The 14,940-nt window shown below is 57.0% G+C and carries 12 protein-coding genes and 3 pseudogenes; 8 read left to right on the top strand and 7 right to left on the bottom strand.

The features are described 5' to 3' along the window. Positions 1-4: 4 nt before the first annotated feature. Positions 5-799 (top strand): LpxI family protein, encoded by a 795-nt coding sequence (locus AC2FLX_RS13630; protein WP_496809621.1) that lies wholly within the window; start codon positions 5-7, stop codon positions 797-799. Next, positions 799-1,956: a lipid-A-disaccharide synthase gene (lpxB, locus tag AC2FLX_RS13625; RefSeq protein ID WP_496809620.1), complete on the top strand. Its 1,158-nt coding sequence runs from the start codon at positions 799-801 to the stop codon at positions 1,954-1,956. The genes AC2FLX_RS13630 and lpxB overlap by 1 nt, the downstream gene beginning before the upstream one ends. A 128-nt stretch (positions 1,957-2,084) precedes the next feature. On the opposite strand, the gene AC2FLX_RS13620 is transcribed toward lpxB, so the two are convergent. Then, on the bottom strand, positions 2,085-2,459 hold the full coding sequence (locus AC2FLX_RS13620; protein WP_496809619.1) for a DDE-type integrase/transposase/recombinase: 375 nt from the start codon (positions 2,457-2,459) through the stop codon (positions 2,085-2,087). 115 nt (positions 2,460-2,574) lie between these two features. Then, positions 2,575-2,868: pseudogene (locus AC2FLX_RS13615) on the bottom strand (integrase core domain-containing protein); the annotation flags it as partial. 122 nt (positions 2,869-2,990) lie between these two features. Here AC2FLX_RS13615 and AC2FLX_RS13610 point away from each other — a divergent pair. Next, the gene (locus AC2FLX_RS13610) at positions 2,991-4,262 is read left to right on the top strand and encodes an IS110 family RNA-guided transposase (RefSeq protein ID WP_496809618.1); all 1,272 of its coding nucleotides are present in this window, start codon (positions 2,991-2,993) and stop codon (positions 4,260-4,262) included. Between the two features lie 236 nt (positions 4,263-4,498). On the opposite strand, the pseudogene AC2FLX_RS13605 reads toward AC2FLX_RS13610, so the two are convergent. The 4 genes and pseudogenes from AC2FLX_RS13605 to mnmA all read right to left on the bottom strand — a co-directional run. Next, positions 4,499-5,331 (bottom strand): annotated as a pseudogene (locus AC2FLX_RS13605) (IS3 family transposase); the annotation flags it as partial. Between the two features lie 67 nt (positions 5,332-5,398). Then, a pseudogene (locus AC2FLX_RS13600) lies at positions 5,399-5,626 on the bottom strand (transposase domain-containing protein); the annotation flags it as partial. A 347-nt stretch (positions 5,627-5,973) separates the two neighbouring features. After that, complete coding sequence (locus AC2FLX_RS13595) at positions 5,974-6,990, bottom strand: IS110 family RNA-guided transposase (protein ID WP_496809617.1); 1,017 nt, start codon at positions 6,988-6,990, stop codon at positions 5,974-5,976. A 131-nt stretch (positions 6,991-7,121) separates the two neighbouring features. Next, the gene (gene mnmA / locus AC2FLX_RS13590) at positions 7,122-8,267 is read right to left on the bottom strand and encodes a tRNA 2-thiouridine(34) synthase MnmA (RefSeq protein WP_480750866.1); all 1,146 of its coding nucleotides are present in this window, start codon (positions 8,265-8,267) and stop codon (positions 7,122-7,124) included. A 133-nt stretch (positions 8,268-8,400) separates the two neighbouring features. On the opposite strand from mnmA, the gene sciP reads away from it, so the two are divergent. The 5 genes from sciP (at position 8,401) to AC2FLX_RS13565 (ending at position 14,063) form a co-directional block, all read left to right on the top strand. Beyond that, positions 8,401-8,691 (top strand): CtrA inhibitor SciP, encoded by a 291-nt coding sequence (sciP, locus tag AC2FLX_RS13585; RefSeq protein WP_480750998.1) that lies wholly within the window; start codon positions 8,401-8,403, stop codon positions 8,689-8,691. Between the two features lie 86 nt (positions 8,692-8,777). Next, positions 8,778-9,494, top strand: coding sequence for a response regulator transcription factor CtrA (gene ctrA, locus AC2FLX_RS13580; RefSeq protein WP_480750867.1), 717 nt, complete (start codon positions 8,778-8,780; stop codon positions 9,492-9,494). A 122-nt stretch (positions 9,495-9,616) separates the two neighbouring features. Continuing rightward, positions 9,617-11,743: an NAD-dependent DNA ligase LigA gene (ligA, locus tag AC2FLX_RS13575; RefSeq protein ID WP_496809616.1), complete on the top strand. Its 2,127-nt coding sequence runs from the start codon at positions 9,617-9,619 to the stop codon at positions 11,741-11,743. Continuing rightward, entirely contained in the window at positions 11,740-13,830 is a 2,091-nt protein-coding gene (gene recG, locus AC2FLX_RS13570; protein WP_496809615.1) for an ATP-dependent DNA helicase RecG, read from the top strand. Before ligA ends, recG begins: the two co-directional genes overlap by 4 nt. Positions 13,831-13,940: 110 nt before the next feature. Beyond that, entirely contained in the window at positions 13,941-14,063 is a 123-nt protein-coding gene (locus tag AC2FLX_RS13565; protein ID WP_480750870.1) for a hypothetical protein, read from the top strand. Between the two features lie 185 nt (positions 14,064-14,248). Here the strand turns inward: AC2FLX_RS13565 and AC2FLX_RS13560 are convergent, their stop codons facing one another. Then, on the bottom strand, positions 14,249-14,887 hold the full coding sequence (locus tag AC2FLX_RS13560) for a MarC family protein (RefSeq protein ID WP_496743870.1): 639 nt from the start codon (positions 14,885-14,887) through the stop codon (positions 14,249-14,251). Positions 14,888-14,940: the final 53 nt, after the last annotated feature.

The raw sequence follows: 14,940 nt of genomic DNA, 5'->3' as shown, positions 1-14,940 counted from the left end.
CCTCATGTTGGCACTGATCGCAGGAACTGGTGCCTTGCCGGACGAGTTGGTGGCCAGATTGCCCGAGCGCCCTCTGATATGCGCGTTGGAGGGGTTCGAACCTGACCAAATGCCGGTCGACAAGTTGTTCCCTCTAGAGAAGTTGGGAAGTTTTATTGCCGATCTCTTGGCCCAGGGCGTGACCGAGGTTTGTATGGCGGGTACAGTACGCCGACCGGTAATCGATCCCAAGCGGATCGATGCGCAAACTCTTCCGCTTGTGCCGGTTCTTCAGCGAGCGATCATGTCCGGCGATGACGGTGCACTGCGGGCAGTTATCGGTATCTTCGAGGATTCAGGGTTGCAGGTGCGGGCCGCGCACGAGCTTGCCCCGGATATTCTGCCGCCTTTGGGGTGTTTGACGGATGCGTTACCATCCGATGAAGATTTGGCGGATGCCGATCGGGGAGCGGGCATTCTGAGGGCAATGAGTGCAGCGGATATCGGCCAGGCCTGCGTCGTTCTGCATGGGCAAGCATTGGCAATAGAAGGCGTGTTTGGCACAAACTGGATGCTGGAGTCGTTGACGCAACGTCCTGATGCGGGTGGTGGTGTCCTGTTCAAGGCACCGAAACCGGATCAGGACCGGCGGGTCGATTTGCCTGTCATTGGCCCTGACACTGTAACCGCTGCTGTTGTGGCTGGACTGTCTGGTATCGTGATTGAAAAAGGCGGGGTTATGGTTCTGGATCGTAAAACCGTGGTCGAAGAATGCAACCGCCTTGGCCTGTTCCTGCTGGTGCGGGAGCGTGCGGTCTGATGCGGGTCTTCCTGCTGGCTGGTGAACCATCCGGTGACCGGTTGGGCGGGGCCCTGATGGAGGGCCTGAAAACTCTCGACCCTGGGATGGCGTTCGATGGGATTGGCGGCCCCCTGATGGAGGCGAATGGCCTGGTCAGTCGGTTTCCCATGGCGGAACTCAGTGTCATGGGCTTGGTAGAGGTTCTTCCGAAGTTCTTTCATCTCAAACGTCGTATCGCCGAGACTGCACAGGCGGTATTGGACACCAAGCCGGACGTCATGATCACCATCGACAGCCCGGATTTTTCGCTGCGTGTGGCAAAACGGGTCAAAGCAGAAAGCGACATTCGCACAGTTCACTATGTGGCCCCCAGCGTCTGGGCCTGGCGGCCTGGACGGGCAGGCAAGATGGCAAAGGTCATTGATCACGTTCTGGCTTTGTTACCGTTCGAGCCGCCCTTCATGGAGCGTGCAGGGATGGAGTGCGATTTCGTCGGGCATCCGGTCGTCAGCGAACCTGTCGCCACTGCTGAAGACGTTGCCGAATTTCGAGCCGCCTATGATCTGGGCGAAGCTCCGCTTCTGCTGGTGCTGCCTGGTTCACGTCGCGGCGAAATAGATAGGCTGGCTCCCATATTCGGCGAAGCGCAACGGTTGTTTCTGAAAGATAAGCCGGAAATGCGTGTAGTGGTCCCGGTGGTGGCCCACATGGCCGAGCACGTAGCCACCCAAATAACGGACTGGCCAGGAAAGCCGGTCATTTTGGATCCACGTAAAACCGACGCGGTTCAGGCCGGGGCCTATAAACGCGCGAGTTTTGCTGCCGCCGAACTGGCGCTGGCCGCATCTGGGACTGTTTCGTTAGAGTTGGCCGCTCAGGCCACACCGATGGTAATTGCATATAAACTCAGTTGGCTGACACAGAAAATGGCCGAAAGAATGGTCAATCTTGATACTGTTACGTTGGTCAATCTGGTGAGTGAAAGTCGCACGGTTCCGGAATGTCTGGGACCGGCCTGCCAGCCGTCGGAAATCGCCGACCAATTGCGACAGGTGCATTCCAATCCGCGATCTCAGGCCGACGCGATGAGAGTCACGATGGAACGTCTGGGACGAGGTGGCGAAGCGCCGGGTCTCCGGGCGGCACGGGCCGTTCTGGAGCGAATGCAGAGGTAAGGGTTCGGTTTGCCTTTTGAATCAGCCTCTGTAGTCTTCAACCAGATTCTAGCCACGTTGGAGGACTTCGCCGCGGATCTGTCGCAAACTTTTCGGTGGGTCAAAGCCAACGCTCAGGTTGGGTTTATTCATCCTGTGAGCTCCGCAAATTGACGGAATCCGTTTGTCGAAGGTCCGAGTTGATCTTTGCGAATCGCGTTGGCCACCTCGATGCGCGCGCGTGTTGCTGATGCTGAGATGAAGCATTTGAACCCGAGCACAGGTCTCGTGAGCCGCTTTATGAAACGATGATCCCGCTCGACGATGGTGTTGAGGTACTTCGATCTGACGGTGTCGATCTTGACAGGTATCTGCAACCGCCTGAAAATCTTGTTCACTCCCTTGAACCCGGCGGCGTTACTACGACTTTCGTCAATTGTGGTCCGTTTTTGGACGCCATTATGAAACAGCGCGTAGGCGAAGAATTTCATTGCAGTTTTCGTGTCGCGCTTCGTTGACAACATTTAATCAAGGGTTTGACCGTCACCGTCGACGGCCCGGCACAAATAAACCCATTCACCACGAACTTACACGTAGACCTCATCTGGCGTGCCCCCTTCGGGTGGTCCGGTTTGATGGTTAGTGCATTGTCGGCCTTTGGTCTATCGGAACGATGCTTTCTGGTGCTGGCGGACGATATGCCAAAGCGCTGTGCGGCCTGACCGTGTTGTAATGGACCCGCCATTGCTCGATCAGAATCTGGGCCTCTCTGAGCGAGTAAAAGATTTCGCCGTTGAGCAATTCGTCCCTGAAGCGGGCGTTGAAGCTTTCGCAATATCCGTTCTCCCAGGGCGACCCAGGTTCGATATAGGCCGTCTTGGCGCCGACAGCGGCGATCCAGTTGCGCACCTTCTGGGCAATGAACTCTGGACCATAGCTCCTTGGGAAGAAGCGTTTGTTTAAGGTTATGGCCACGCGCGCAGCCCCCAAATAGCGCAGCGGGTGGCCATAACCGGGTCTCAGGTCTCAACAGTGGTTTTGCACAAACCACACTGATGAGGAGACCGGCTATGACCGCCACCTATTCTACCGCTTCGACCGTGCTGGTCGCTATCGACATTTCTAAACATCGCCATGAGGCGCTGATCGGCATCCCCGGCAAAAGGCACCGCCGACGTTTGACAATCATGAACACGCTGGAAGACTTCCAGCGCTTGTCTGCCATCCTCGCCAGCTACGACCTGCCGGTTCGGATCGCGTTCGAGGCGACCGGCAACTATCATAGAACGCTGGCGCACCATCTCGGCCAAGCCGGGTTCGAACTGAAGCTTGTCTCTTCGGTGGGCCTGGCCCGGACGCGCGAAGCCCTGCACAACAGCTGGGACAAGAACGACCCGAAGGACGCCCAGGTCATCCTGCACATGCTGGAGATCGGCGCAGTGCAGTTTTTCCACGATCCGCTCGCGACCGGCGTTGCCGACATCCAGGAGCTGTCGAAGACCCATGAGATCGTATCGCGTTCGAAGACCGAGCTGTGGCATCGTATCCTGACGCATTACCTGCCGCTGTACTTTCCCGAGGCCGAACGCTTTCACCGCAGCTCGCGCACAGACTGGTTTTTGGCATTCCTCGAGAAGTATCCGACACCGCATATGATCACGGCAATGAGCCGTGAGGCCTTCGTTGCTGATGCGTGGCAGGTGGTCGGCCGGAAGGTCTCAAAAGAACGCTTACTCTCAGATATTTACGCAACAGCGGTTGGTTCAGTGGGATTACCCGTCAGCCCAGATTCCGACGCCGTTCGTATGTTCCGCCTTGTGCTGGCCGAAGGCCGAAGCCTGGTTCGCCAGCGCAACGAGATCGAGGCGCGGGCCGTCGAGCTTCTGTGCGATCATCCCGATTATCAGCTTCTAACAACCATCCCCGGTATCGGCCCGATCAATGCCCTGACCATCTTGGCGGAAGCCGGCGATCTGCGCCGTTTCCGTCATCACCGCCAAATCCTGAAGTTCTGTGGTATGGATCTCGCAACCGTGCAGTCTGGCATGTTCCGCGGCCAGAGCCGCATCTCCAAATACGGCAATGCGCGACTTCGCCGAACCTTCTGGATGGCTGGCCAGGTTGCCGTGCTCAAACGCACGAACAGCTTCCGCGACAAGTTCGAACGCTACATCGCGCGGGACCGACACAATGCCCGTCTGCGCCGCAAGGCCTACACCGCGATCGCGGCCAAGATGGCGCGCACCGTACACGCCGTAGTCAAACACGGCGAACCCTATCGCCCCTTCTTCGAGGGGGTGAGCCCAGGCGGAAGGACCTTTGTCTGATCAGAGCCGTGGAGGCAGTTCGCTGACCTCGTAGATAATGTTCAGGTCTTCCGCTTGGGATTTTGGATCTCGTCTTAAGGACGGTGAGGGCCGCCATCGCGCGTACCCTGTGTTTGCTATGGGAGAGACCGCTTCTTGACGGCGGAGACCGTTTGGGCAACCATATCAGGGCATCCGGGACACCGGATGCCCCATGACCTGCTGACCTAAGCAGCCAAATCTTCCCGATATAGGACGTTGTCACTTCGTATGTACTCGGGTGGCCCCCGCAGGATGAATAGATCCGTCAGGGCATCCAGCACATCCGTTGAGTTCAGCTTGCGGTCGACGCGGATCATCAGCGCCTCCTTGGTGTATTCATCGATGATGTTGAGTGTGCGATAGGCCCGCCCATCATCGGTGCGGTCCTGGACAAAGTCATAGGACCAGACGTGGTTGGGCCTCTCCGGTCTGAGCCGCACGCAGGAGCCATCGTTCAGCCAGAGCCGTCCTTTTTTCTTCTGCTTTTGCGGCACCTTCAGCCCTTCACGTCGCCAAATCCGTTCAACGCGTTTGTGGTTCACATGCCAGCCTGCGTTGTTGAGCAGGCCTGTGACCATGCGATAGCCGTAGCGACCGTATTTGTCGGCCAGCTCGATGATGTCGTCGGTCAACTGTTCTTCATCGGACCGGCCCTGCGGTACCTTGCGCTGCGTGGATCGGTGTTGGCCCAGTGTGCGGCAGGCACGGCGCTCAGACACACCCAGCTCCTGACGCACATGGTCAATGCATTTACGGCGACGTGAAGGGCTCAGAAGTTTCCCCGTGCCGCCTCGGTCAGAATGAGTTTGTCCAGCGTCAGATCGGAAACCGCCCGCCTCAGGCGCTGGTTCTCCTTCTCCAGTTCTTTCAACCGCTTGAGCTGAGCACGGCCCATCCCGCCATACAGTTTGCGCCACCGATAATAGGTCTGCTGCGTTACGCCGATCTGACGCACCGCCTCCGCTATCGTCATGCCTTGTCCTTGCAGAACTTCAACCTGCCGAAGCTTCGATACGATCTCTTCAGGCTTCTCACGCTTTCCAGCCATCGCTGATCCTCCAAATTGCGGGACAATCTATCCCAGTTGGTGGACCACTTTCAGGGGGCTACTCCACATCCATGCGCCAGGTTTCCGCTGTCTTGATCATTCTTTTCGGCGCTATCTGATCGATCTGAGGGGAGTACTTCACGACCCAGCGGTTCAGCGTCGCCTGATCAACCGACACGCCGCGTTCCGCCATGATCTCTTCCAGGTCTCGGTGCAGGACGTCGCCCCGGACATGGAAATAGACCGCGAACAAGATGACCGATTGCGGAAAGTGTGCACCTTTGACGTCGATCATTGGCATTCCTGAACAGTGCCGCAGTCAAACCAACAGTCGGATCAAACCGCGCGAAGGTGCAATACGCCGGCCAGAGTTTGCGACATGTGTAGACGCCCAAAACGCAAGAGGTAATTTGATCGGTCTTTAGCATCGGTTCGGGTACTGACATGTGTTCGGCCTGTTACGCGGCCTTTGCACATGCCGCTGGCCCCTATGGTGTTAGCGGATCCGGTCCAATTCAAAACCACGTGCTCGAAGCACTCTGTCGCAAGCTGGTTTTCCCGACCCGGTCTCACGATCCTTATGCCATACCGTCCATTGTCCTCTTCCGTTTCCGCCGCCTCGCAGCCGCAGCCGCAGACGCTTTACGCGTTGGCGGTCGGAGGCCGGTAGACTTCCCCTGTGCTCATCAAGGCCCAAACGATCCTCGCCATCTTGTTCGCAAGGGCCACCCGAACCAGCAGTGGCGGCTTGCGTTCGATCATGCGGGCAAGCCAGGGATCCGTTCCCATTCTGGTTCGAGCACGCCACATGACAACGCTGTTAGCGCCGATGATTAATAATCGCCTGAGCGAACGTTCTCCCATTTTTGTTGTCGTCCCGAGGCGCTGTTTTCCCCCTGTTGAATGCTGTCTTGGAACCAGCCCGAGCCAGGCGGCGAAATCCCGACCACGGCGGAACGTTTCCGGCGGCGGGGCCAGGGCAACCAGCGCAGTTGCGATGAGCGGGCCAATTCCAGGCACCGTCATCAAGCGGCGTGCCATCTCGTTTGACCGCGCGCGGCGGGCAATCTCGGCATCCAGTTCTTTGATCTGACCGTCCAGTTGGCCCAGCATGCTGATCAGCCTTTCAAGGCACTCCCGGGCCACATTCGGGATCGCGCTATCACCAGCATCCACCAAAGCAATCAGCTTGCGAATGTTGCAGGCACCCTGCGGGGCCACCTGACCGAGCTCTCCAAGGTGACCTCGCACAGCATTGATCAATTGTGTGCGCTGCCGAACCAACAGCTCGCGAGCCCGAAGAACCATCGCGGACGCCTGGGTCTCTTCACTCTTCACGGCAACAAAGCGCATCGTTGGTCGGCTTGCAGCTTCACAGATCGCTTCCGCATCGGCCATATCGTTCTTCTGACGTTTGACGAATGGTTTCACGTAGGCCGGATGGATCAGCCTGACTTCGTGACCCAAACGACCGATCTCGCGCCCCCAGTAGTGCGCACTGGCACAGGCCTCCATTGCAACTAGGCAACGCGGCAATTTGGCAAAGTACTCGAGGACCTGGCCTCTGCGCAGTTTCTTCCGAAGAACAGGGTGACCTGTTCTATCCGCCCCGTGCACCTGGAACACATTCTTCGCCAAATCCAGGCCAATCTCTCCCATAGACGCCTCCATTCAGGTTGTTTGCAAACCCACAATGGCACATCGAGGCCAGCGGGGGCGTCTACACCTTCAGATCCGGAAACGTTGAAAAGGACCACACCGGGTCAGTCCTCAGCGGGAACTTACGCAATTCAATAACCGCGCCAGATCCAACCGCCGCCAAAGATGCGGCTGCCGCCCGTTTCATAAAATACACAGGCTTGTCCGGGTGAAATTCCTTCCTCGGGCGTCAATAGTTCGACTTCGGCGGTCGTGCCCGAAAGCGGGCGCAGGATGGCTTCTCGTGGTGGGCGGGTCGACCGGACCTTGACGGACATATGCCATTCAGAGCGCGAAGTGAAAGGGTCATCGCCAAGCCAGTTGATTTCCCGCACGGGTACAGTGCGGGTTGCAAGCAGGTCTTTCGGGCCAACCACCACGTGTTTTTTGTCCACGTCAAGTCGGACCACATAAAGTGGCTCTTCAAGTCCGCCAATTCCCAAGCCTCTGCGCTGGCCGATCGTATAGTGGATAACACCGTTGTGCTGGCCCAGCGCTCGCCCGTCGGCATGGACAATCTCGCCCGGTTCTGCTGCTCCGGGGCGGAGTTTCTCGATCACACTTGCATAATTTCCATTTGGAACGAAACAGATGTCCTGACTGTCCGGTTTATCCGCAACCGCCAGACCATATTGCGCCGCCATTTCCCGTGTCGCGTTCTTTGATGGCAGATGCCCCAGCGGAAATCGCAGAAAGTCCAACTGTTCCGGCGTGGTGGAAAAAAGGAAATAGGATTGGTCCCTGTTTGCGTCTTCGGCGCAATGAAGCTCTGCACCTCCGGGTCCCATCTTGCGTTGAATATAGTGGCCGGTTGCCATGCAATCGGCTTCAAGATCTTTTGCCGTCTCCAGCAAATCCTTGAACTTTACCCGTTCGTTGCAACGAATGCAGGGCACCGGCGTAGCCCCAGCCAGGTAACTGTCGGCGAATTCGTCGATGACGGCGTCTTTGAAAATGTTCTCATAGTCGAGAACATAGTGCGGAAATCCACGTTCCTCGGCTACACGGCGGGCGTCATGGATATCGATCCCGGCGCAGCACGCGCCCTTTTTGGCCAAAGCTGCACCGTGGTCATATAGCTGGAGTGTCACGCCGACGACGTCATAGCCCTGATCTGCCAGAGAGGCCGCAACTACGGAGCTGTCCACGCCGCCGGACATCGCGACCACAACACGAGTCTCCGAAGGCGGTTTGGCAAAGCCAAGAGAGTTGAGTGGGGTCTCGTGATCCAGAGCCATCAGAGCAATTCCAGTCCGGGTTTAGAAAGACCGGCAGAATATAGGAAAATCCTAGATACTCTCAAGAGGCGGTTTCACCTGAAGTTAAGTAGGCTGGGAAAAACTGGTGTATGACCAGATTGAGGAGCAGGCGATGTATTTGCATAAAGTCCAAGGTCCGCGTTCCGTTACCTTGCCGGATGGATCGATTCTGTCACGCGCTGACTTGCCGCCCGACGATACAACGCGCTGGGTCGCGTCCAGGAAAGCTATGGTCGTGCGTGCTGTCTTATATGGCCTCGTTACCATGTCCGAAGCGCAAAAGAAATACGGCTTGAGTGATGAGGAAATGAAAGGCTGGATTGCCGCAATTGCCGATCACGGAATCGACGCGTTGAAAGTGACAGCAATCAAAAAATATAGACAACCTAAAGGAGAGAGATAATATTAAAATCATCATTAACGAGAGATTAACCATTCTTGATCAGGTTCGGTTTGAAGTTGGAGCAAGATTGAAGCGGAGAGATAGTAATGCGCATACTACTTGTTGAGGATGATCCTACGACCTCTAAAAGTATCGAGCTGATGCTGACGCATGCGAATCTGAATGTCTATGCCACCGATCTCGGGGAAGAGGGGATCGATCTGGCCAAGCTTTATGATTACGATCTTATTCTTTTGGATTTGAACTTGCCGGATATGACCGGGCACGAAGTTCTTCGTCAGTTGCGTATAGCTCGGGTGGAGACGCCAATTCTGATCTTATCAGGAGCGGATGACACGGAAAGCAAAATCAAAGGCTTCGGGTTTGGCGCTGACGACTATCTGACCAAACCGTTTCATCGGGAAGAATTGGTGGCGCGTATCCACGCCATTATTCGCCGCTCCAAGGGGCATTCCCAATCGATTATCCGAACGGGGCGGGTTTCAGTCAACTTGGACGCAAAGACTGTCGAGGTAGATGAAAAGTCGGTTCATCTGACTGGCAAGGAATATCAAATGTTGGAATTGCTGAGTTTGCGAAAAGGAACCACCCTGACCAAGGAGATGTTTCTTAACCATCTTTATGGTGGGATGGACGAGCCGGAGTTGAAAATCATCGATGTATTCATTTGCAAGCTGCGCAAGAAGCTGAGCAATGCGACCGGTGGAGAAAACTATATCGAAACGGTTTGGGGGCGCGGTTACGTCCTGCGCGATCCGCAAACCAAACCGCTCGACAATGTCAGATTGGCTGTCAACGCCTGAACGTTTGAAAATACCGTCCCGGAGGTCCCGGACGGAAACGCCACTCACGACACGGCACATCTGGACCTGAACATGGCCTCGCCCTATCACTGGTGATCAAGATCGACCAACAGGGCGGGGCCATGAACGACACTCTACCGGTGGGAAAATTGACCCGGGCTCAGGCCCAGGAAGAACTGGCGCGTCTTTCGGCCCTGTTACACCGGGCGAACGAACTCTATCATGTTCTCGACGCACCAGAGATTTCCGATGCGGAATACGATGCTCTAAAGCGCCGCAATTCGGAAATCGAAGCCCGGTTCCCGGGGCTCAAGCGTATGGACAGCCCGACTGAGTTGATCGGCGCGAGGGCAAGCGACGGGTTTGCCAAGGTTACCCACGCGGTTCGGATGCTGTCACTGGGAAATGCGTTCGACGACGACGATGTGACAGATTTCGACCGTTCAATCCGAAAATACCTCGGATTAGGTGACGAGACGTCACTCAGCTATACTGCGGAACCAAAGATAGACGGGCTGTCCTTGTCCTTGCGCTATGAGAACGGAGACCTGGTTCAGGCTGCAACGCGGGGTGATGGAGAGATCGGTGAAAATGTCACTGCGAATGCCCGGACGGTCCCGGACATCCCGCACCGACTGAACGGTGCTCCCGCCGTTCTTGAAGTGCGAGGTGAAGTCTACATGTCGCATGCCGATTTCGAGGCGCTCAATGCGCGTCAGGCGGAAGTCGGGGGCAAGCTTTTTGCCAACCCGCGCAACGCAGCCGCCGGGTCGCTGCGGCAACTGGATGCCGAGATCACGCGCGCACGCCCCTTGCAGTTCTTTGCCTATTCCTGGGGTGAGGTGTCTGAACCACTGGGCGATACTCAGATGCGCGCAATTGGACGGTTGGATCAGTTGGGGTTTCAGACCAACCCGTTGACCCGACTTTGTGAAACGACCAAGGACATGATTGCGCACTACCGCGAGATCGAGGCGCAGCGGGCGACCTTGGGTTACGATATCGACGGTGTGGTCTATAAGATCAATGATCTTTCCCTGCAGGCGCGATTGGGATTCCGTTCGACAACACCCCGTTGGGCGATTGCGCACAAATTCCCTGCTGAACTCGCTTGGACCCGATTGGAATCAATCGACATTCAGGTAGGCCGGACCGGCGCTCTCAGCCCAGTGGCGCGCCTGTCACCGGTGACGGTTGGCGGTGTAGTCGTCTCGAACGCAACATTGCACAACGAAGACTACATTGCCGGTCGGGATGCCAAGGGAGGATCCATTCGCGGTGGCAAGGACATTCGCGAGGGGGATTGGGTGCAGGTCTACCGCGCGGGAGACGTGATTCCCAAAGTGGCAGATGTCGATCTTGCCAAACGTCCGGCCGGGGCCGAGCCTTTTGTTTTTCCGCTCAAGTGTCCGGAATGTGGCAGCGACGCAATCCGCGAGGACGGGGATGCAGTCCGCCGCTGTGTGGGGGGTATAATTTGCCCTGCACAAGCCGTCGAAAAGCTGAAGCATTTTGTTTCGCGCAAGGCGTTTGACATCGAGGGGCTAGGGGCCAAGCAGATTGAAATGTTTTACGACGATCCCGATTTGCCGGTGAAAACTCCGGTCGACATCTTCACGCTGCACGATCGGGATGCGGCCAACCTGACCAAACTCGCCAAGCGAAAAGGTTGGGGTGCACAGAGTGCCGCAAACCTCTGGGCGGCGATTGATGAAAAACGTACCATACCCTTCGGACGCCTATTGTTTGCCCTGGGTATCCGGCATGTCGGCGAGGCAGCGTCGAACTTGATTGCCAACCACTACAGCACCTGGCCGGAGTTCGAGCGTTCGATTACTGCGGCCGCTGGTTTCGAGGGACCGGATTGGAAAAACCTGTTGAGCATTGACGGTGTCGGAGAGGTCATGGCGCGGGCGCTGGTCTCGGCCTTTGCACAACCGGCAGAGCGTGAAACCATCGATGCTCTGGTGGCCCAGCTTACGGTGTTGGATGCGAAACGCCCCGATACATCCGGCAGCCCCGTAGCCGGGAAAACTGTGGTGTTTACCGGTACTTTGGAAAAGATGACACGTGCCGAAGCCAAAGCGCGGGCCGAAGCGCTGGGGGCTAAGGTTGCCGGATCGGTCAGCAAGAAAACGGATCTGCTTGTCGCTGGGCCCGGTGCAGGATCAAAGGCAAAAAAAGCCGCCGAACTCGGTATCGAGACGCTGGACGAAGACGGTTGGCTGCAGCTGATCGAAAGCGCATGAAGGGGCGACCAGAACAGCTTTTCCCGCTTTTTGCCGGGGTGGAGACGCTGGAAGGAGTGGGGCCGAAAACAGCGCAGCTTTTCGGCCATCTCGACATCGAGACGCCGAGGGATCTGTTGTTTTCCTTGCCTTATGCCGTAGTTGACCGTCGGCGCCGGGATACGATCAAAGGGGCAGAGTTCCCGTCTACGCTGACTGTTGAAATAACAGTGGGCGCGCATCGGCCTCCACGAACCAAAGGAGGAGCCTACCGAATCCATGTCGAGGATTCACAAACAGATTTTCAACTGGTCTTCTTTCATGCCCGTGGTGACTATCTGAAAAAGATCCTTCCCCAAGGTGCGCGCCGCGTCGTGTCAGGCAAGCTGGAACTGTTCGACGGCATGGCGCAAATGGTGCACCCGGATCATATGTTGCCGGTGGAAGAGGCAGGCGATATTCCGGATTTCGAACCGGTTTATCACCTTACGCAGGGTGTGACGCAAAAGACGGCCTTCAAGGCCGCGCAAAGTGCTTTGGCGCGGACACCGGACCTGTCGGAATGGATTGATCCGGCTCAGTTGGCCAAGGAGGGCTGGCCCAACTGGCAGGCGGCAATAAGGGCAGCACATGAACCCAGCGGGCTGGATGACGTGGTTCCCACCGCTCCGGCCCGCGCACGGCTGGCCTATGACGAATTGCTTGCACATCAGTTGACTTTGGCGCTTGCCCGTCAGCGCGAGCGAAAGTCGCGCGGATTGATCAGTGTCGGAACAGGCATTCTGCAATCCAAGGTTTTGGGCAGTCTCCCGTACCGGCCTACAGGCGCGCAAGTGCGAGCCATGGAAGAAATCGCCGCAGACATGGCTGCACCAACTCGCATGAACCGTCTGTTGCAGGGGGACGTCGGGGCAGGCAAGACCCTGGTGGCGTTCATGGCGTTGTTGGTCGCGGTCGAGGCGGGCGGGCAAGGCGCAATGATGGCTCCGACCGAGATTCTTGCCCGGCAACATCTCGAAGGGTTGCGCCCATTGGCAGAAGACGCCGGCGTGGTGCTGGAGATCCTGACCGGTCGTGACAAAGGGGCAGAGCGCAAGGCCAAACTGGAGGCGCTCAAACGAGGTGACATTCACATTCTTGTCGGTACACACGCCGTGTTCCAAGGCGACGTGGCGTTTCATGATCTTCGCCTCGCCATCGTCGACGAGCAGCATCGATTTGGTGTACGGCAAAGGATGGAACTGGCAGAAAAGGGTGTCGCGGCAGATGTTCTGGTGATGACCGCAACGCCCATTCCGCGCAGCCTTGCACTTGCGCAGTACGGCGACATGGATGTTTCGGTTCTGGACGAAAAGCCACCGGGACGGAAGCCGATCAAAACGGCCGTCATCAGTACCCAACGGCTGGACGAGGTTGTGGACCACTTGCGCCGAGCCATTGCCGAAGGCCGCCAATGCTACTGGGTGTGTCCACTTGTTGACGAATCCGAAGTATCGGACCTGACCGCAGCCGAAGAACGCTTCAAACGTCTGCGTGCGGTGTTGGGCGAAGGCGTGGTCGGGTTGGTGCATGGTCAAATGCCGCCAGCCGAAAAGGACGAGGCGATGGCCGCGTTTCAGGGGGGTGACACCAAGGTACTGGTGGCAACCACGGTGATCGAAGTTGGGGTGAACGTCCCGAATGCGTCGATCATGGTAATAGAGCGGGCCGAGATATTCGGCCTCGCACAATTGCATCAACTTCGCGGCCGTGTTGGACGTGGCGAGGCCGACTCGACCTGTTTGCTCATGTATCAGTCACCGCTGAGCGAAGGGGGCCGCAGACGTCTGGAGGTTCTGCGCGAGACTGAAGATGGGTTCAGGATTGCCGAAACGGACCTGCAAATGCGCGGCGCCGGAGATCTGATCGGAACCGCACAATCGGGGCTTCCCAAGTTCCGGATCGCGGACCTTGAGCGTCAAGCCGGCTTGATGGCGGTTGCGCAATCTGACGCTCGTTCGCTCCTGTTTTCAGACCCAGACTTGACGTCGGAACGGGGCAGGGCAGCTCGTGTTCTTTTGTGGCTGATGAAACAGGATCAGGCGATCCGTTTGATTTCAGTGGGTTAGGTAAAGAATCCCCTAAAGTTCACAAATGTTCCCAAAAAGTTCTTTACAGACTCGCTGAAAAATGAGAACAAAAGGTCAACAAAGGATTAAACCTGACCGGAGGTGAGAGCATGCTGAAGCAGATCAAGACTGCATTGAACCGTTCGCAGGAAACGCTGCTGCAAGACGCTGTTGGCGCCGCTTCCCTGGTTGTGATGCTGATGGTTGCGCTGCACCTGCCCGGAGGTTTCTGACCCTTTCTGCCTGCGATCTCGTGCCGGCCGCCTGCATCTTTATCCCCATTTGGATGCCTGGGTAACGACCTGTCCCAAGACCCTTGAGAGGCCATGCCTCGGCCTCGAACTGGCTATCCGGATCCCTCGCGAGACACGCACAACCTGCCGCCGCCCTCTCCGCCCGGGAGGAGCGGCGGTTTTTTTCAAAGCTGGCCGGTCTCGAAGATATCAAGAAGAGCTGACAAAACGGAATGAGCGGCGACCGACGCCAGGATCATCCCCATCACGCGACTGACAATGGCCGATCCTGCGTGGCCGATCAGGCGAATGATCGGATCGGCCAAGAGCATCATGACGAACGCAATGGCGATCACCGTCAGCATGACCGCCGCCGTGATGGTTTGGTCGGCAACGCCGAACCTTGTGTTGTCGGTGAGGATGACAATCGCGAGCATTGCACCGGGAGAGGCAAGGGAAGGCACGGCAAGTGGGAATATGGCGGGATTTGGTTTCTGGATTTCCTCGGCGGTCTCTTCCTCTATCTGGCGCCGATCCGAGTTTGCCTTGCTCTCTCCAAAGATCATGGTGAGAGCGAACAGGAAAAGAATGATTCCACCTGCGACCTGGAACGAATTCAACCCTATATCCAGAGCTTCGATCAGCAATTGACCGAAGATCAGAAAAAACAAAAGGACCCCTGCACTCACAAGGGCGGCTTGAAATGCGGCCCATCGGCGCGCTCTGGCATCCAGCATTGCGGTCACGGCCACAAAAACAGGGATCGTACCAATGGGGTCGATAACCACCCAAAGGGTGACAAACGTCTCGAGAAGATCAGACATGAACTCCACCAACAAACTGGCCGCAGACTAGGCCGGTTTGTTCGCAAAATCCA

The organism is Ruegeria sp. YKSF57 (assembly GCF_059612585.1).
The sequence above is the reverse complement of the archived record's forward strand: the minus strand, read 5'-3'. Positions and strand labels throughout refer to the sequence as shown.

Coding starts and splice junctions, on each gene's coding strand:
- AC2FLX_RS13630 (WP_496809621.1), top strand. CDS start 5: ATGTTGGCACTGATCGCAGGAACTGGTGCCTTGCCGGACGAGTTGGTG.
- lpxB (WP_496809620.1), top strand. CDS start 799: ATGCGGGTCTTCCTGCTGGCTGGTGAACCATCCGGTGACCGGTTGGGC.
- AC2FLX_RS13620 (WP_496809619.1), bottom strand. CDS start 2,459: ATGTTGTCAACGAAGCGCGACACGAAAACTGCAATGAAATTCTTCGCC.
- AC2FLX_RS13610 (WP_496809618.1), top strand. CDS start 2,991: ATGAGGAGACCGGCTATGACCGCCACCTATTCTACCGCTTCGACCGTG.
- AC2FLX_RS13595 (WP_496809617.1), bottom strand. CDS start 6,990: ATGGGAGAGATTGGCCTGGATTTGGCGAAGAATGTGTTCCAGGTGCAC.
- mnmA (WP_480750866.1), bottom strand. CDS start 8,267: ATGGCTCTGGATCACGAGACCCCACTCAACTCTCTTGGCTTTGCCAAA.
- sciP (WP_480750998.1), top strand. CDS start 8,401: ATGTATTTGCATAAAGTCCAAGGTCCGCGTTCCGTTACCTTGCCGGAT.
- ctrA (WP_480750867.1), top strand. CDS start 8,778: ATGCGCATACTACTTGTTGAGGATGATCCTACGACCTCTAAAAGTATC.
- ligA (WP_496809616.1), top strand. CDS start 9,617: ATGAACGACACTCTACCGGTGGGAAAATTGACCCGGGCTCAGGCCCAG.
- recG (WP_496809615.1), top strand. CDS start 11,740: ATGAAGGGGCGACCAGAACAGCTTTTCCCGCTTTTTGCCGGGGTGGAG.
- AC2FLX_RS13565 (WP_480750870.1), top strand. CDS start 13,941: ATGCTGAAGCAGATCAAGACTGCATTGAACCGTTCGCAGGAAACGCTG.
- AC2FLX_RS13560 (WP_496743870.1), bottom strand. CDS start 14,887: ATGTCTGATCTTCTCGAGACGTTTGTCACCCTTTGGGTGGTTATCGAC.